The organism is Streptomyces achromogenes subsp. achromogenes, from assembly GCF_000720835.1.
In the GTDB taxonomy this organism is placed as follows: domain Bacteria; phylum Actinomycetota; class Actinomycetes; order Streptomycetales; family Streptomycetaceae; genus Streptomyces; species Streptomyces achromogenes.
In genome coordinates this window covers 22,733-38,893 of sequence record NZ_JODT01000041.1, presented here as the reverse complement: position 1 = coordinate 38,893, position 16,161 = coordinate 22,733, and the positions used below count along the sequence as shown (strand labels likewise).

The following is a 16,161-nucleotide window of genomic DNA, read 5'->3' as shown; positions in this document are numbered from 1 at the left end:
ATGTCTAAGCGCTTGCTCACTCACCGTACCGGCGAGTACGGAATCCCGTCCAGGGGGGTTGCGCCGTAATGCTCGTCACGCCCGCGACGACGGCGCGCGGGGACACGGCCCGGCGGCGCGAGGACACGTACGGTCCGGTGCTCCCGGACGTGGCCCGGCACCGAGGAAGAGCCCCCGCGGCACCCGGCCGCGCACCGACGGCACACCGGGCGCGAGAGTCGGCGCGGGCCACGCCCGACGGGCCCGACCCCGGGAGGCGAGGCACGCCCGACGGGCCAGACCCCGGGACACGGCGCACAACCGGCAGGCCCCACCCCGGGACACGGCGCACGCCCGACAGGTTCCACCCCGGGACACGGCGCACGCCCGACAGGCCCCACCCCAGGACACGGCGCACGCCCGACAGGCCCCACCCCAGGACACGACGCACGCCCGACAGGCCCCACCCCAGGACACGACGCACGCCCGACAGGCCCCACCCCAGGACACGACGCACAACCGGCAGGCCAAACCCCGGGACACGGCGCACAACCGGCAGGCGGCGGCCCTTCCAGCGCCGGGCACCACGGGCGGCGGTCCGGCGCGACCGGCGGCGGGCGGGAGGCAGGGGCGACAGGCGGCGGGCAGCCCGCGGGCCACAGGCCGCGGACAGGGGCCGCAGGCCGCAGGCGACGGACAGGGGCGGCAGGCAGCAGGCAACAGGCCAGGCCAGGAAACCCACAGGCGGCGGGCCGCAGGCGCCCGGACAGGAACGGCAGGCGGTGCCAACCCGGCCCCGGCGGACGGCCCCCCGAACACCCGAGACGCCCCGCAAGGGAGACAGCCGTACGGCTGCTCCCCCCGGCCGCTACTCCCGCCCCGCCGCCTCGAACGCCCCCCGCGCCATCCGGTGCAGCAGGGCCGCTGTCGTCCCCCGGCCGGGGAGCGTGCCGGCGCGGCCGAGGTGGGGGGTGGAGTTGAGCAGGCCGAAGACGGAGTGCACGGCCGAGCGGGCGGCCGGTTCGGTCAGGCCCGGGTAGGTCTCGCGGACCACCTGCACCCACAGCTCCACGTACTGCCGCTGGAGCTGGCGCACCAGCTTGCGGTCGCTGTCGCGCAGCCGGTCCAGCTCGCGGTCGTGCAGGGTGATCAGCGGGCGGTCGTCCAGGGCGAAGTCGATGTGGCCCTCGATCAGGGAGTCCAGCACGCGGCTCGCGGGGGTCCCGTCGGCCTCCGCCAGCCGGCGCCGGGCACCGGTGAGCAGCTGTCCGCTGATGCCGACCAGCAGCTCGGCGAGCATCGCGTCCTTGCCCGGGAAGTGCCGGTACAGCCCGGGGCCGCTGATGCCGACCGCGGCGCCTATCTCGTCCACGCCGACACCGTGGAAGCCGCGTTCGGCGAAGAGCCGGGCGGCTTCCTTGAGGATCTGCTCGCGGCGGGTCGGGGCGTCGGTTCTGCTGGCCATGCCGTCAATTCTAGACAGCGACGTTAGCGGTCGTTAACCTGAGGGAAATGGTTAACGCTCATTAACAGGTTCGGACACCGGTGAGGGGACCGCAGGATGCAGGAGGCACCGGAGCTTCACAGCGCGGCCGATCCCGCGTCGGAGGGCTGGCGGGCCAACGAGAGGGCCCATCTCGCACTCGTGGAGGAGCTGCGCGGCAAACTCGCCGCGGCGGCCCTCGGCGGCGGCGAGAAGGCCCGCGCCCGGCACACCGCGCGCGGCAAGCTGCTGCCCAGGGACAGGGTGGACACCCTGCTCGACCCGGGCTCGCCCTTCCTGGAGCTGGCGCCGCTCGCGGCCGACGGGATGTACGACGGGCAGGCCCCGGCCGCCGGCGTGATCGCCGGGATCGGGCGGGTCGGCGGCCGCGAGTGCGTGATCGTGGCGAACGACGCCACGGTCAAGGGCGGCACGTACTACCCGATGACGGTCAAGAAACACCTGCGCGCCCAGGAGGTGGCCCTGGATAACCGGCTGCCGTGCGTCTACCTGGTCGACTCCGGCGGGGCCTTCCTGCCGATGCAGGACGAGGTCTTCCCCGACCGGGACCACTTCGGCCGGATCTTCTACAACCAGGCCCGCATGTCCGGCGCGGGCATCCCGCAGATCGCGGCCGTCATGGGCTCCTGCACGGCGGGCGGGGCGTACGTCCCGGCGATGAGCGACGAGGCCGTGATCGTACGGAACCAGGGCACGATCTTCCTCGGCGGGCCGCCCCTGGTGAAGGCGGCCACCGGCGAGGTCGTCACCGCCGAGGAGCTGGGCGGCGGCGAGGTGCACTCCCGGGTCTCCGGGGTCACCGACCACCTCGCCGAGGACGACGCGCACGCCCTGAGGATCGTCCGGGACATCGTGGCCACGCTCCCCGCCCGGCAGTCCCTGCCCTGGGAGGTCCGGCCGGCCGTCGAACCCAAGGTGGACCCCTACGGGCTCTACGGCGCCGTCCCGGTCGACTCCCGCACCCCCTACGACGTCCGCGAGATCATCGCGCGCGTGGTCGACGGCTCCCGGTTCGCCGAGTTCAAGGCGGAGTTCGGGCAGACCCTGGTCACCGGGTTCGCCCGGATTCACGGCCACCCGGTCGGCATCGTCGCCAACAACGGCATCCTGTTCTCCGAGTCCGCCCAGAAGGGCGCCCACTTCATCGAGCTGTGCGACCAGCGCGGCATCCCGCTGGTGTTCCTCCAGAACATCTCGGGCTTCATGGTCGGCAAGGACTACGAGGCGGGGGGCATCGCCAAGCACGGCGCCAAGATGGTCACGGCGGTGGCCTGCACGCGCGTGCCGAAGCTGACGGTGGTGGTCGGCGGCTCCTACGGCGCGGGCAACTACTCGATGTGCGGCCGGGCCTACTCCCCCCGCTTCCTGTGGATGTGGCCCAACGCCAAGATCTCCGTGATGGGCGGCGAGCAGGCCGCGTCCGTGCTGGCGACCGTCAAGCGGGACCAGTTGGAGGGGCGCGGCGAGGAGTGGCCCGCCGAGGAGGAAGAGGCGTTCAAGGCGCCGATCCGCGCCCAGTACGAGCGCCAGGGCAACGCCTACTACGCCACCGCCCGGCTCTGGGACGACGGCGTGATCGATCCGCTGGACACCCGTCAGGTCCTCGGACTGGCCCTGACGGCCTGCGCCAACGCGCCTCTGGGAGACCCCCAGTTCGGCGTCTTCCGGATGTGAGGAGGGGAACCGTGTTCGACACAGTGCTGGTGGCCAACCGGGGCGAGATCGCCGTACGCGTGATCCGTACGCTGCGCGCCCTGGGCGTGCGCTCGGTGGCGGTCTTCTCCGACGCCGACGCCGACGCGCGGCACGTACGGGAGGCCGACACGGCGGTGCGGCTCGGCCCGGCGCCGGCCGCCGAGAGCTATCTGTCGGTGGAGCGGCTGCTGGAGGCCGCCGCCCGCACCGGCGCCCAGGCCGTCCACCCCGGGTACGGCTTCCTCGCCGAGAACGCGGCCTTCGCGCGGGCCTGCGAGGAGGCGGGACTGGTCTTCATCGGCCCGCCGGCGGACGCGATCGCGCTGATGGGCGACAAGATCCGGGCCAAGGAGACGGTCGAGGCGGCCGGGGTGCCGGTGGTGCCGGGCGGCCGCGACCCGGAGCTGGCCGAGGCGGCCCGCGCCCTGGGCGCGCCCGTGCTGCTGAAGCCGTCGGCCGGCGGGGGCGGCAAGGGCATGCGCCTGGTGCGGGACCTGACCGTGCTGGAGGAGGAGATCGCCGCCGCCCGCCGGGAGGCCCGCACCTCCTTCGGCGACGACACGCTGCTGGTGGAACGGTGGATCGACCGGCCCCGGCACATCGAGATCCAGGTGCTGGCCGACGGCCACGGCAACGTGCTGCACCTCGGCGAGCGCGAGTGCTCCCTCCAGCGGCGCCACCAGAAGGTCGTCGAGGAGGCGCCGAGCGTGCTCCTCGACGAGGCGACCCGGGCCGCGATGGGCGAGGCGGCCGTGCAGGCGGCCCGCTCCTGCGGGTACCGGGGCGCGGGCACGGTGGAGTTCATCGTCCCGGGCGGCGACCCGTCGCAGTACTACTTCATGGAGATGAACACCCGGCTCCAGGTGGAGCACCCGGTCACCGAGCTGGTGACCGGACTGGACCTGGTGGAGTGGCAGCTGCGGGTCGCGGCCGGCGAACCGCTGCCCTTCGGCCAGTCGGACATCACCCTCACCGGGCACGCGGTGGAGGCCCGGATCTGCGCCGAGGACCCCGCGCGCGGCTTCCTGCCCTCCGGCGGCACGGTCCTGCTGCTGGACGAGCCCGAGGGCGACGGCGTGCGCACCGACTCCGGGCTCAGCGAGGGCACCGAGGTGGGCAGCCTGTACGACCCGATGCTGTCCAAGGTGATCGCCTACGGCCCCGACCGCGCGACCGCGCTGCGCAGGCTCCGGGCGGCCCTGGCCCAGACGGTCACGCTGGGCGTGCAGACCAACGCCGGGTTCCTGCGCCGGCTGCTGGCCCATCCGGCGGTGGTCGCCGGTGACCTGGACACCGGGCTGGTGGAGCGGGTGGTGGACGACCTGGTCCCCGCCGAGGTGCCTCAGGAGGTGTACGAGGCGGCGGCGGCCGTACGGCTGGAGGCGCTGAGGCCGCGCACGGAGGGCTGGACCGACCCGTTCTCGGTGCCGAACGGCTGGCGGCTGGGCGGCACTCCGAAGCCGCCCGTCTTCCATCTGCGGGTGCGCGAACCCGTCGCCCACACCCCCCGGGGCGAGCACACCGTCACCGGTGACCGGGTGAGCGTCACCCTGGACGGCGTCCGGCACACCTTCCGCCGCGCCGGCGACTGGCTCGGCCGGGACGGCGACGCCTGGCAGGTGCGCGACCACGACCCGGTCGCCGCGTCCCTGAACCGTGCCGCCCACGCGGGCGCCGACTCCCTCACCGCTCCCATGCCGGGCACGGTCACGGTGGTCAAGGTGGCCGTCGGCGACGAGGTGACCGCGGGCCAGAGCCTGCTGGTGGTGGAGGCGATGAAGATGGAGCACGTCATCTCCGCCCCGCACGCCGGCACGGTCGCCGAACTGGACGTGACCCCGGGCAGCACGGTCGCCATGGACCAGGTGCTGGCCGTCATCGCACCGCACGAGGAGGCGGCCGGATGAGCACCGAGGGACTGCCCATGACCGTACCGGCCGAGGGCCTGCCGGCGCGGGTGCGGATCCACGAGGTGGGCGCGCGCGACGGGCTGCAGAACGAGAAGACGGCCGTCCCGACGGCGGTGAAGGCCGAGTTCATCCGCCGGCTGGCCGGCGCGGGCCTGACCACCATCGAGGCGACGAGCTTCGTCCACCCCAAGTGGGTCCCCCAACTCGCCGACGCCGAAGAGCTGTTCCCCCAGGTCAAGGACCTGGACGCGGCTCTTCCCGTCCTGGTGCCCAACCAGCGCGGCCTGGACCGGGCGCTCGCCCTCGGCGCCGAGTACGTCGCGGTGTTCGCCAGTGCCACCGAGTCCTTCGCCAAGGCCAACCTCAACCGCACGCTGGAGGAGTCCCTCGCGGTGTTCGAACCGGTGGTGCGGCACGCGAAGGACGAGGGCGTACGGGTGCGCGGCTATGTCTCCATGTGCTTCGGCGACCCGTGGGAGGGTCCGGTGCCGCCCGCCCAGGTGGCGCGGGTGTGCGGGGCGCTGCGGGACATGGGCTGCGACGAGCTGAGCCTCGGCGACACCATCGGAGTGGCCACCCCGGGCCAGGTGCAGGCGCTGCTCGCGCTGCTGAACGAGCGGGGCGTGCCGACCGACGCGATCGGCGTGCACTTCCACGACACCTACGGCCAGGCGCTCGCCAACACCCTGGCCGCGCTCCAGCACGGCGTCACCACCGTGGACGCCTCCGCCGGAGGGCTCGGCGGCTGCCCGTACGCCAAGTCCGCCACCGGCAACCTCGCCACCGAGGACCTCGTCTGGATGCTGCACGGCCTCGGCATCGAGACGGGGGTCGACCTCGGCCGTCTGACCGCCACCAGCGTGTGGATGGCCGAACAGCTGGGCCGGCCCAGCCCGTCCCGTACCGTCCGCGCTCTCTCCCACAAGGACCAGTGATCAGCATGGACCACCGTCTCAGCCCCGAGCTGGAGGAACTCCGCCGTACGGTCGAGGAGTTCGCGCACGATGTCGTGGCGCCGAAGATCGGCGACTTCTACGAGCGGCACGAGTTCCCGTACGAGATCGTCCGCGAGATGGGCCGCATGGGCCTGTTCGGGCTGCCGTTCCCGGAGGAGTACGGCGGGATGGGCGGCGACTACCTGGCACTGGGCCTCGTCCTGGAGGAGCTGGCCCGGGTGGACTCCTCGGTGGCGATCACCCTGGAGGCCGGCGTCTCGCTCGGCGCGATGCCGCTGCACCTGTTCGGCACGGAGGAACAGAAGCGCCAGTGGCTGCCCCGCCTGTGCGCGGGCGAGATCCTGGGGGCGTTCGGCCTGACGGAGCCGGACGGCGGCAGCGACGCCGGGGCGACCCGTACGACGGCCCGGCTGGACCCGGACACCGACGAGTGGGTGATCAACGGCACCAAGTGCTTCATCACCAACTCGGGCACGGACATCACGGGTCTGGTCACGGTCACCGCGGTCACCGGCCACAAGCCGGACGGCCGCCCGGAGATCTCGGCCATCATCGTGCCGTCCGGCACCCCTGGCTTCACGGTGGCGGCGCCCTACTCGAAGGTCGGCTGGAACGCCTCCGACACCCGCGAGCTGTCCTTCCAGGACGTCCGGGTCCCGGCCGCCAACCTGCTGGGCGAACAGGGCCGCGGCTACGCCCAGTTCCTGCGCATCCTGGACGAGGGCCGCATCGCCATCGCCGCGCTCGCCACGGGCCTGGCCCAGGGCTGTGTGGACGAGTCGGTGAAGTACGCGAAGGAACGTCACGCCTTCGGCCGCCCGATCGGCGCCAACCAGGCCATCCAGTTCAAGATCGCGGACATGGAGATGAAGGCCCACACGGCCCGCCTTGCCTGGCGTGACGCGGCCTCCCGCCTGGTCGCGGGCGAACCCTTCAAGAAGGAGGCCGCCCTCGCCAAGCTCCACTCCTCCACGGTCGCCGTGGACAACGCCCGCGACGCCACCCAGATCCACGGCGGCTACGGCTTCATGAACGAGTACCCGGTGGCCCGCATGTGGCGCGACTCCAAGATCCTGGAAATCGGCGAGGGCACGAGCGAGGTACAGCGCATGCTGATCGCCCGCGAACTGGGGCTGGTGGGCTGAGACGCCACCGCTCGCGCGGGCCGGGCTGGGCCGGGGCCACCACGGGTGCCGTGGGGCCGCCGTTCGCCGCCACTCTGAGGGGCCCCGGCACTACGCTCACCGGGTATGGCCCAAGCACACGCCGCTGACGCGAAGTCCGACGCCTCCGTGGTCGTCGCCCGTGACGACCACGGACAGGTCGCCGTCCTGACCGCGGAGTTCCCCCGGCATGGGGGCGAGTACCTGTTCCTGCCCGGGGGCAAGGCCGAGGCGGGCGAGACGCCGGAGCAGTGCGCCCGCCGCGAGCTCCGGGAAGAGGCGGGCATCACCGCCCGGTCCTGGCGGCCTCTCGGCTCGTACGCCATGTCACTCGACTCCGTCGCCCGGGTGCACCTCTTCCAGGCCACGCAGCTCACCTGTGGGCACCAGCAACTCATGCCGTGGGAGGCCGACTTCAAGCTCATGTGGTGGGCGATGGACGACGCGCTCAGGGCCGTGGGCGAGGGGCGCTTCCTTTTGCAGGGCGGGCCCTTGGCGCTGCTTCTCGCGAGCGGGGTGTCCGCCGGCTGCCGGCCCTGATCCCCGGGGGGACCCCGACCCCACTTGTCCGGTGGGCGGTCTGCCCTGGTCGAACGCGTGGGTCGGGCTGGGCCGGGGTTGCCATGGGTGCCGTGGGGCCGCCCGCTTCTCTGTCAGTGTCGTGCTTCCGTGAGGTGAGTCAAGGGCGCTTGCGCGTCGGCTGCGCCGATGGGCCTGCGGCCCACCCTTGACACACCTCACTCCAGCACGGGGAAGAAGCGAGCGGGCGGCCAGGGGAAAGTGGCCGGCTGAACTTGGTTGGCCCCTGCCGTCGGCTACGTCCGCATCGTGGGTCAGGGATACGCGCTCGCGCCTCGCCTGCACGCCGGGCCGGTTCGGCGTCTGACGGCCGTCACGGCGGGCGGACCAGCAAGTCAAACAGGCCCCCCTTCGGGGGCCTCGGCCACACGGTGCCCCTTCCGGTCTTTCGATGGCCGGGGCCTCGCCGGGGCGCTGGCCGATACGGCCGGTGGCTAGTTCTGGAAATACCTGTCCATAACCCACCTCCCTGGGCCCAGCCCTGCCGCGCCAGCAGCATCGCCCCCTCGAATGGAACCGTGGGCGCGGGCTGCCGAGGGGCTCGTTTTGGACTGCTTGCCCATAACTAACCACCCCCTGACCCTGGCCGCCGAGTGCCGCCCCCACCACCAGGCCACCGGCCCGGCGTTCCGGTGAGCCGCTGGCCGATACGCCCGTGGGCCGGTGGGCGAGGGGGCATGCGCCGCCCGCGCGTCCGCAGCCCCCGAGCCCACCGACCCGCTGGCGCAATGACGTGCTGGTGCGCTGGCGAGAAGCCTCCGTCGATCGCGAACCACCCACTCTCCGCAAGCCGCCGACCCCGTCCGGCGTGCAGGCGAGAGGCAACCGCGCACCCGCCCCCGGGCCGCAAGCCGCTTAACCAGCCCGGCGTGCTGGCGAGACGCGAACGCGCACCACGCCCCACCGGGCCGGAAGTCGCTAAGCCTGCCCGGCGTGCTGGCGAGGCGCGAGTGCGCATCCTTGCCGACAGGGGGTTGTAGCTCGCCCAGGGGTCCGGTACCGGGGTGGGCCACTGTTCTTTCGGCCGCTCGCTCGCTTCTTCCCCGGGCTGGAGTGAGGTGTGTCAAGGGTGGGCCGCAGGCCCATCGGCGAAGCCGACGCGGAACGCGCCCTTGACTCACCTCGCGGAAGCCCGACACTCGCCGAGAAGCGAGCGGCCCGACGGCCACTTGAGGGAAGAGGTGAACGCGACCCACGCAGCAGGGCAACCCCACCCTCTGGACATCAGCTGAGGTTAGGCTAACCTACCTTCGAACTTGTCCGGCGGGCGCTTCGCCCCGGTCGAAAGCAGTCATACCCATGTCCCATGCCCGTGCCACCCACCTCACTCGCCGCGGACTGCTCGCCGCGGGCGGCGCCCTCGGCCTCGGGGCCGCGCTCGCCGCCTGCGGGGACGACAAGGGCGCAGACGGCGGCTCCGGCGGGAGCAAGGGCGCGGGCAAGTCCGGCCCCTGGTCGTACAAGGACGACCGCGGCACGACCGTGAAGCTGGACAAGGTGCCCGCGAACATCGTCGCGTTCACCGGCGTCGGCGCCGCGCTGTACGACTACGGCATCCAGGTCAAGGGCGTCTTCGGCCCGACGAAGACCACCGCCGGCAAGCCCGACGTCCAGGCCGGCGACATGGACATCAGCAAGGTGACCATCCTCGGCAACGCCTGGGGCCAGTTCAACATCGAGAAGTACGCCTCCCTCGCCCCGGACGTCCTCATCACGACGATGTTCGACGGCGCCGGCACCCTCTGGTACGTCCCGGAGGAGTCGAAGAAGAAGATCGACCAGCTGGCCCCCAGCGTCGGCATCTCCGTCTACGACCGTCAGCTCACCCAGCCGCTCCAGCGCATGTGGGACCTGGCCGAGTCGCTCGGCGCCGACATGAAGGCCGCCAAGGTCACCGACGCCAAGAAGCGGTTCGAGGACGCCGCCGCCCGCCTGCGCGCCGCCGCGAAGGCCAAGCCCGACCTCAAGGTGATGGTCGGCAGCGCCAGCGACCAGCTGTTCTACGTCTCCGGCAGCAACCTCTCCATCGACCTGGAGTACTTCAAGTCCCTCGGCGTGAACTTCGTCGAGCCGTCCGAGGCTGCCAAGCAGAAGAACGGTGGCGGCGGCTGGTACGAGGCGCTGAGCTGGGAGAACGTCGACAAGTACGGCGCCGACATCATCATGATGGACGACCGCTCCCAGGCGATCCAGCCCGCCGACCTCACCAAGGCCACCTGGAAGAAGCTGCCCGCGGTGAAGGCGGGTCAGGTCATCCCCCGCTCCCCCGAGCCGATCCTCTCGTACGACAAGTGCGTACCGCTGCTCACCAAGCTGGCCGAGGCCCTGGAGAAGGCCAAGAAGGTCAGCTGACGACGGTCCAGCCCTCCCACAAAGCCCTGAACCCCGCCCTCAGGAGCCACACATGACCACGGCCGTAGCCGCCCCGTTCCGTTTCTTCTCCCTCCAGGTCGTACGGACGAGGCGGCTCGGCCCGTCTCTGGTCCGGGTCACCTTCACCGGTACCGACCTGCACGCCTTCCACTCCGACGGGCGCGACCAGTCCCTGTCGCTGTTCCTGCCGCACCCCGGGCAGAGCGAACCGGCGGTCCCGCTGGAGCTGGGCGACGGCTGGTGGCAGGGCTGGCGGGAACTCCCGGACGACGTACGGGCCGTGATGCGCTCGTACACGCTGCGGGCGCTGCGCCGCGACCCCGACGAGATCGACATCGACTTCGCCCTGCACGGCGTGGAGCCGGGTGCCGCCACCCCGGCCGGTCCCGCCTCCCGCTGGGCCGCGCGGGCCGCCGCCGGCGACCGGGTGCTGCTGCTCGGGCCGGCCGTCGCCGACAACCGCGCGATCCGCTTCCGCCCGCCCCAGGACGCCGACCTCGTCGTCCTGTGCGGCGACGAGACGGCCGTGCCCGCCGCGACCGCGATCCTGGAGTCCCTGCCCGCCGGCACCCGGGTCCGGGCCTGGCTGGAGGTGCCGCACGCCGGTGACATACAGGACGTGCGCACGGAGGCGGACGCGGAGATCACGTGGCTCGTGCGGCACGACGGGTCCCCCATGGCCGTCGACGCCGTGCGGGCCGCCGCGCTGCCCGCCGCCGAGCGGCCGTATGTGTGGCTCGCCGGGGAGTCCGGTCAGGTCAAGGCCCTGCGGCGGCACTTCGTCGGCGAACGCGGGGTGGACCGGCGGCGGGTGACGTTCGTCGGCTACTGGCGCCAGGGCCTGACGGAGGAACAGCTCCGCGCGACGGGCGAGTAGCCCGCCCCTCCCCCTTTGGCCTGATCCGGCCTTGGGAGAGGCATGCCTCCCTCCGCGAAACTTAGGTTAGGCTAACCTAAGATCATCCCGCACGGATCGTCCCCTCGGAGGACCCCCACATGCGCTCGCACCTGCTCAATGGCCTCACCGCGGAGCACTACCGCCGCTCCGTGACCGAAGGAGTCGAGCGGGTGGCGGCCAAACTCGCCACCACCGACCGTCCGTTCACCGGCGTCACCGTGGACGCCCTCTCCCCCGCCATCGACGCGATCGACCTCGACCGTCCGCTGGGCGACACCACCGCCGTCCTGGACGAACTGGAGGACGTCTACCTGCGGGACGCGGTCTACTTCCACCACCCCCGCTACCTGGCCCACCTCAACTGCCCGGTGGTCATCCCGGCGGTGCTCGCCGAGGCCGTGCTGTCCGCCGTCAACTCCTCGCTGGACACCTGGGACCAGTCGGCCGGCGGCACCCTCATCGAGCGCAAGCTCATCGACTGGACGGCCGCCCGCATCGGCCTCGGCCCGGCCGCCGACGGCGTGTTCACCTCCGGCGGCACCCAGTCCAACCTCCAGGCGCTGCTGCTCGCGCGGGAGGAGGCCAAGAGCGACTCGCTCGCGAAACTGCGGATCTTCGCCTCCGAGGTCAGCCACTTCAGCGTCAAGAAGTCCGCGAAACTGCTCGGCCTCGGCCCGGACGCCGTCGTCACCATCCCCGTCGACCACGACAAGCGCATGCAGACGGTCGCCCTCGCCCGCGAGCTGGAGCGGTGCGCGCGGGAGGGCCTGGTGCCCATGGCCGTCGTCGCCACCGCCGGCACCACCGACTTCGGCTCCATCGACCCGCTGCCGGAGATCGCCGGGCTGTGCGCCCAGTACGGCGTGTGGATGCACGTGGACGCCGCCTACGGCTGCGGGCTGCTCGCCTCCCTGAAGTACCGGGACCGCATCGACGGCATCGAGCGCGCCGACTCCGTCACCGTCGACTACCACAAGTCCTTCTTCCAGCCGGTCAGTTCCTCCGCCGTGCTGGTCCGGGACGCGGCCACCCTGCGGCACGCCACCTACCACGCCGAGTACCTCAACCCGCGCCGCATGGTGCAGGAACGTATCCCCAACCAGGTGGACAAGTCCCTCCAGACCACCCGCCGCTTCGACGCCCTCAAGCTGTGGCTGACCCTGCGCACGATGGGCGCCGACGGCATCGGACAGCTCTTCGACGAGGTGTGCGACCTGGCGCGCGAGGGCTGGGCGCTGCTGGCGGCCGACCCGCGCTACGACGTCGTGGTCGAGCCCTCCCTGTCCACCCTCGTCTTCCGCTACATCCCGGCGGCCGTCACCGACCCGGCCGAGATCGACCGGGCCAACCTCTACGCCCGCAAGGCCCTGTTCGCCTCCGGCGACGCCGTGGTCGCGGGCACCAAGGTGGCCGGCCGCCACTACCTGAAGTTCACCCTGCTCAACCCCGAGACCAAGGCGGACGACATCGCCGCCGTCCTCGATCTGATCGCCGGCCATGCCGAGCAGTACCTGGGAGAGTCCCTTGACCGCGCGTCCTGACAGCCCGACCAAGACCTACGACTTCGTGGGGATCGGGCTCGGCCCCTTCAACCTCGGCCTCGCCTGCCTGACCGAGCCGATCGCCGAACTGGACGGCGTCTTCCTGGAGTCCAAGCCCGACTTCGAGTGGCACGCCGGGATGTTCCTGGACGGCGCCCACCTCCAGACCCCGTTCATGTCGGACCTGGTCACCCTGGCCGACCCGACCTCGCCGTACTCCTTCCTGAACTACCTGAAGGAGAAGGGCAGACTGTACTCGTTCTACATCCGCGAGAACTTCTACCCGCTGCGCGTCGAGTACGACGACTACTGCCGCTGGGCCGCCGGGAAACTGAGCAGCGTCCGCTTCGGCACCACCGTGACCGAGGTGGTCCACGACGGTGAGCTGTACGCCGTGCGGACCGCGGCCGGGGAGACCTACCGCGCCCGGCACCTGGTGCTGGGCACCGGCACCGTCCCGTTCGTGCCCGAGGCGTGCCGGGACCTCGGCGGGGACTTCCTGCACACCTCCCAGTACATGCACCGCAAGGCGGAGCTGCTGGGGAAGGAGTCCATCACCGTCGTCGGCAGCGGCCAGAGCGCGGCCGAGATCTACTACGAGCTGCTCTCGGAGATCGACGCCCACGGCTACCGGCTCAACTGGGTCACCCGCTCCCCGCGGTTCTTCCCGCTGGAGTACACCAAGCTGACGCTGGAGATGACCTCCCCGGACTACATCGACTACTTCCGCGCGCTGCCCGAGGAGACCCGCTACCGGCTGGAGAAGCAGCAGAAGGGCCTGTTCAAGGGCATCAACTCGGATCTGATCGACTCCATCTTCGACCTGCTGTACCAGAAGAACGTCGAGAGCGGCGACCGCCCGGTGCCCACCCGGCTGCTGACCAACTCCACGCTGCGCACGGCCACGTACGCGGACGGTGCCTACACCCTCGGTTTCCACCAGGACGAGCAGGACAAGGACTTCGAGATCCGCACCGAGGGCCTGGTCCTGGCCACCGGCTACCACTACACCCCGCCGGCCTTCCTCGACCCCATCCGCGACCGGCTCCGCTTCGACGGCCACGGCCGCTTCGACGTGGCCCGCAACTACAGCGTGGACGTCACCGGCCGCGGGGTCTTCCTGCAGAACGCCGGCGTCCACACCCACAGCATCACCAGCCCCGACCTGGGCATGGGCGCGTACCGGAACGCGTACATCATCCGAGAACTGCTCGGCACCGAGTACTACCCGGTCGAGAAGTCCATCGCCTTCCAGGAGTTCGCCGTATGACTTTCACCTTCCGACCCGTCGATCCCCTGAACGACGCCAAGCTGCTGCACGCCTGGGTCACGCATCCCAAGGCGGCGTTCTGGATGATGCAGGACGCGCGGCTGGAGGACGTCGAGCGGGCCTATATGGAGATAGCGGCGGACGAGCACCACCACGCGCTGTTCGGGCTGCGCGACGGTGAGCCGGTGTTCCTGATGGAGAAGTACGACCCCGCGCACCGGGAACTGGTGGGGCTGTACGAGGCGCGGCCGGGCGATGTCGGCATGCACTTCCTGACGCCGGCCACGGACACCCCCGAGCACGGGTTCACCCGGGCCGTGATCACCGCCGTGATGGCGCACCTGTTCGAGGACCCGGCGGTGGAGCGGGTCGTGGTCGAGCCGGACGTCCGCAACACGGCGGTGCACGCCCTGAACGCGGCCGTGGGGTTCGTGCCCGAGCGGGAGATGGACAAGCCGGAGAAGCGGGCGCTGCTGAGCTTCTGCACCCGTGAGCAGTTCGAGAAGGCGGTGACCGCATGACCCTCGCCGACGCCGTGTCCCACCTGTCCCCCGAGCGGTGGGCGAGGGCCAACCGCCTGCTGGTGCGCAAGGCCCTCGCCGAGTTCGCGCACGAGCGGCTGCTCACCCCTCAGGAGCAGGGCGGCGGCCGGTACGTCGTCCGCAGCGACGACGGTCTGACCAGCTACCGGTTCACCGCCGTGCGCCGGGCCCTGGACCACTGGCAGATCGACCCCGACTCCATCACCCGGCACCGCGACGGCGGCGATCTCGAACTGGCCGCGCTGGACTTCTTCATCGAGCTGAAGGAGTCGCTGGGGCTGAGCGACGAGATCCTGCCGGTGTACCTGGAGGAGATCTCCTCCACCCTGTCGGGCACCTGCTACAAGCTCACCAAGCCGCAGGTGACCTCGGCGGAGCTGACGCGGGCCGGGTTCCAGGCGATCGAGACCGGGATGACCGAGGGCCACCCGTGCTTCGTCGCGAACAACGGGCGGCTCGGCTTCGGCGTCCACGAGTACCTGTCGTACGCGCCGGAGACGGCGAGCCCCGTCCGGCTGGTGTGGCTGGCCGCGCACCGCTCGCGGGCCGCGTTCACGGCCGGCGTGGGCATCGAGTACGAGTCGTTCCTGCGCGAGGAGCTGGGCGAGGAGACGGTGGCGCGGTTCCGGGCCGGGCTCACCGGCCGGGGCCTGGACCCCGCCGACTACCTGTTCATACCGGTGCACCCCTGGCAGTGGTGGAACAAGCTCAGCGTCACCTTCGCCGCCGAGGTGGCCCGGGACCTGCTGGTGCCGCTCGGCGAGGGCGACGACGAGTACCTGGCCCAGCAGTCGATCCGTACCTTCTTCAACACCAGCGCCCCGCACAAGCACTATGTGAAGACGGCCCTGTCGGTCCTCAACATGGGCTTCATGCGCGGTCTGTCGGCCGCCTACATGGAGGCCACCCCGGCGATCAACGACTGGCTGGCCCGGCTGATCGACGGCGACCCGGTGCTGAAGGCGAGCGGTCTGTCGATCATCCGGGAGCGGGCGGCCGTCGGCTACCGGCACCTGGAGTACGAGCGGGCCACCGACCGCTACTCGCCGTACCGCAAGATGCTGGCCGCGCTGTGGCGGGAGAGCCCGGTGCCCTCGCTGGAGGAGGGCGAGTCGCTGGCGACGATGGCCTCGCTGCTGCACGTCGACCACGAGGGCGCCTCCTTCGCGGGCGCGCTGATCGAGCGGTCGGGCCTGGCCCCGGTGGAGTGGCTGCGGCGGTATCTGCGGGCCTACTACACCCCGCTGCTGCACAGCTTCTACGCCTACGACCTGGTGTTCATGCCGCACGGCGAGAACACGATCCTGGTTCTGCGGGACGGGGCCGTGCGGCGGGCGGTCTACAAGGACATCGCCGAGGAGATCGCCGTCATGGACCCGGACGCGGCGCTGCCGCCGGAGGTGGCGCGCATCCGGGTGGAGGTCCCCGAGGACAAGAAGCTGCTGTCCATCTTCACGGACGTCTTCGACTGCTTCTTCCGCTTCCTCGCCGCGCAGCTCGCCGAGGAGGGCGTCCTGGAGGAGGACGGCTTCTGGCGCACGGTCGCCGAGGTCACCCGCGAGTACCAGGAGGCGAATCCGCAGCTGGCCGACCGGTTCCGCCAGTACGACATGTTCGCCCCGGAGTTCGCGCTGTCCTGCCTCAACCGGCTCCAGCTGCGCAACAACAAGCAGATGGTGGACCTCGCCGATCCGTCCGGCGCGCTCCAGCTGGTCGGCACCCTGAAGAACCCCCTCGCCGGGTTCTGACGG

At 71.5% G+C, this 16,161-nt stretch carries 12 protein-coding genes; 11 read left to right on the top strand and 1 reads right to left on the bottom strand.

All coding sequences use genetic code 11. From position 1 onward, the window contains the following. Window positions 1-847 precede the first annotated feature (847 nt). Window positions 848-1,444, bottom strand: coding sequence for an SACE_7040 family transcriptional regulator (locus IH25_RS0131950; RefSeq protein ID WP_030618691.1), 597 nt, complete (start codon window positions 1,442-1,444; stop codon window positions 848-850). 96 nt (window positions 1,445-1,540) lie between these two features. Between IH25_RS0131950 and IH25_RS0131945 the strand changes: the two genes are divergently transcribed. The 11 genes from IH25_RS0131945 (at window position 1,541) to IH25_RS0131895 (ending at window position 16,158) form a co-directional block, all read left to right on the top strand. Beyond that, window positions 1,541-3,157, top strand: coding sequence for a carboxyl transferase domain-containing protein (locus tag IH25_RS0131945; RefSeq protein ID WP_030618689.1), 1,617 nt, complete (start codon window positions 1,541-1,543; stop codon window positions 3,155-3,157). Between the two features lie 11 nt (window positions 3,158-3,168). Beyond that, entirely contained in the window at window positions 3,169-5,085 is a 1,917-nt protein-coding gene (locus tag IH25_RS0131940; RefSeq protein ID WP_030618686.1) for an ATP-binding protein, read from the top strand. Continuing rightward, window positions 5,082-6,023, top strand: coding sequence for a hydroxymethylglutaryl-CoA lyase (locus tag IH25_RS0131935; protein WP_030618683.1), 942 nt, complete (start codon window positions 5,082-5,084; stop codon window positions 6,021-6,023). Before IH25_RS0131940 ends, IH25_RS0131935 begins: the two co-directional genes overlap by 4 nt. A 5-nt stretch (window positions 6,024-6,028) precedes the next feature. Continuing rightward, the gene (locus tag IH25_RS0131930; protein ID WP_030618679.1) at window positions 6,029-7,189 is read left to right on the top strand and encodes an acyl-CoA dehydrogenase family protein; all 1,161 of its coding nucleotides are present in this window, start codon (window positions 6,029-6,031) and stop codon (window positions 7,187-7,189) included. A gap of 105 nt (window positions 7,190-7,294) precedes the next feature. After that, on the top strand, window positions 7,295-7,747 hold the full coding sequence (locus IH25_RS0131925) for an NUDIX hydrolase (RefSeq protein WP_030618676.1): 453 nt from the start codon (window positions 7,295-7,297) through the stop codon (window positions 7,745-7,747). A gap of 1,338 nt (window positions 7,748-9,085) precedes the next feature. Beyond that, complete coding sequence (locus IH25_RS0131920) at window positions 9,086-10,138, top strand: ABC transporter substrate-binding protein (protein WP_030618674.1); 1,053 nt, start codon at window positions 9,086-9,088, stop codon at window positions 10,136-10,138. Window positions 10,139-10,190: 52 nt separating this feature from the next. Beyond that, window positions 10,191-11,036 (top strand): siderophore-interacting protein, encoded by an 846-nt coding sequence (locus tag IH25_RS0131915; RefSeq protein ID WP_030618672.1) that lies wholly within the window; start codon window positions 10,191-10,193, stop codon window positions 11,034-11,036. Between the two features lie 119 nt (window positions 11,037-11,155). Next, window positions 11,156-12,598 (top strand): lysine decarboxylase DesA, encoded by a 1,443-nt coding sequence (gene desA, locus IH25_RS0131910; protein WP_030618670.1) that lies wholly within the window; start codon window positions 11,156-11,158, stop codon window positions 12,596-12,598. Next, complete coding sequence (locus IH25_RS0131905; RefSeq protein ID WP_030618669.1) at window positions 12,582-13,868, top strand: lysine N(6)-hydroxylase/L-ornithine N(5)-oxygenase family protein; 1,287 nt, start codon at window positions 12,582-12,584, stop codon at window positions 13,866-13,868. The genes desA and IH25_RS0131905 overlap by 17 nt, the downstream gene beginning before the upstream one ends. Then, window positions 13,865-14,389: a GNAT family N-acetyltransferase gene (locus IH25_RS0131900; RefSeq protein WP_030618668.1), complete on the top strand. Its 525-nt coding sequence runs from the start codon at window positions 13,865-13,867 to the stop codon at window positions 14,387-14,389. Before IH25_RS0131905 ends, IH25_RS0131900 begins: the two co-directional genes overlap by 4 nt. Continuing rightward, window positions 14,386-16,158: an IucA/IucC family protein gene (locus IH25_RS0131895; protein ID WP_030618666.1), complete on the top strand. Its 1,773-nt coding sequence runs from the start codon at window positions 14,386-14,388 to the stop codon at window positions 16,156-16,158. Before IH25_RS0131900 ends, IH25_RS0131895 begins: the two co-directional genes overlap by 4 nt. Window positions 16,159-16,161 lie beyond the last annotated feature (3 nt).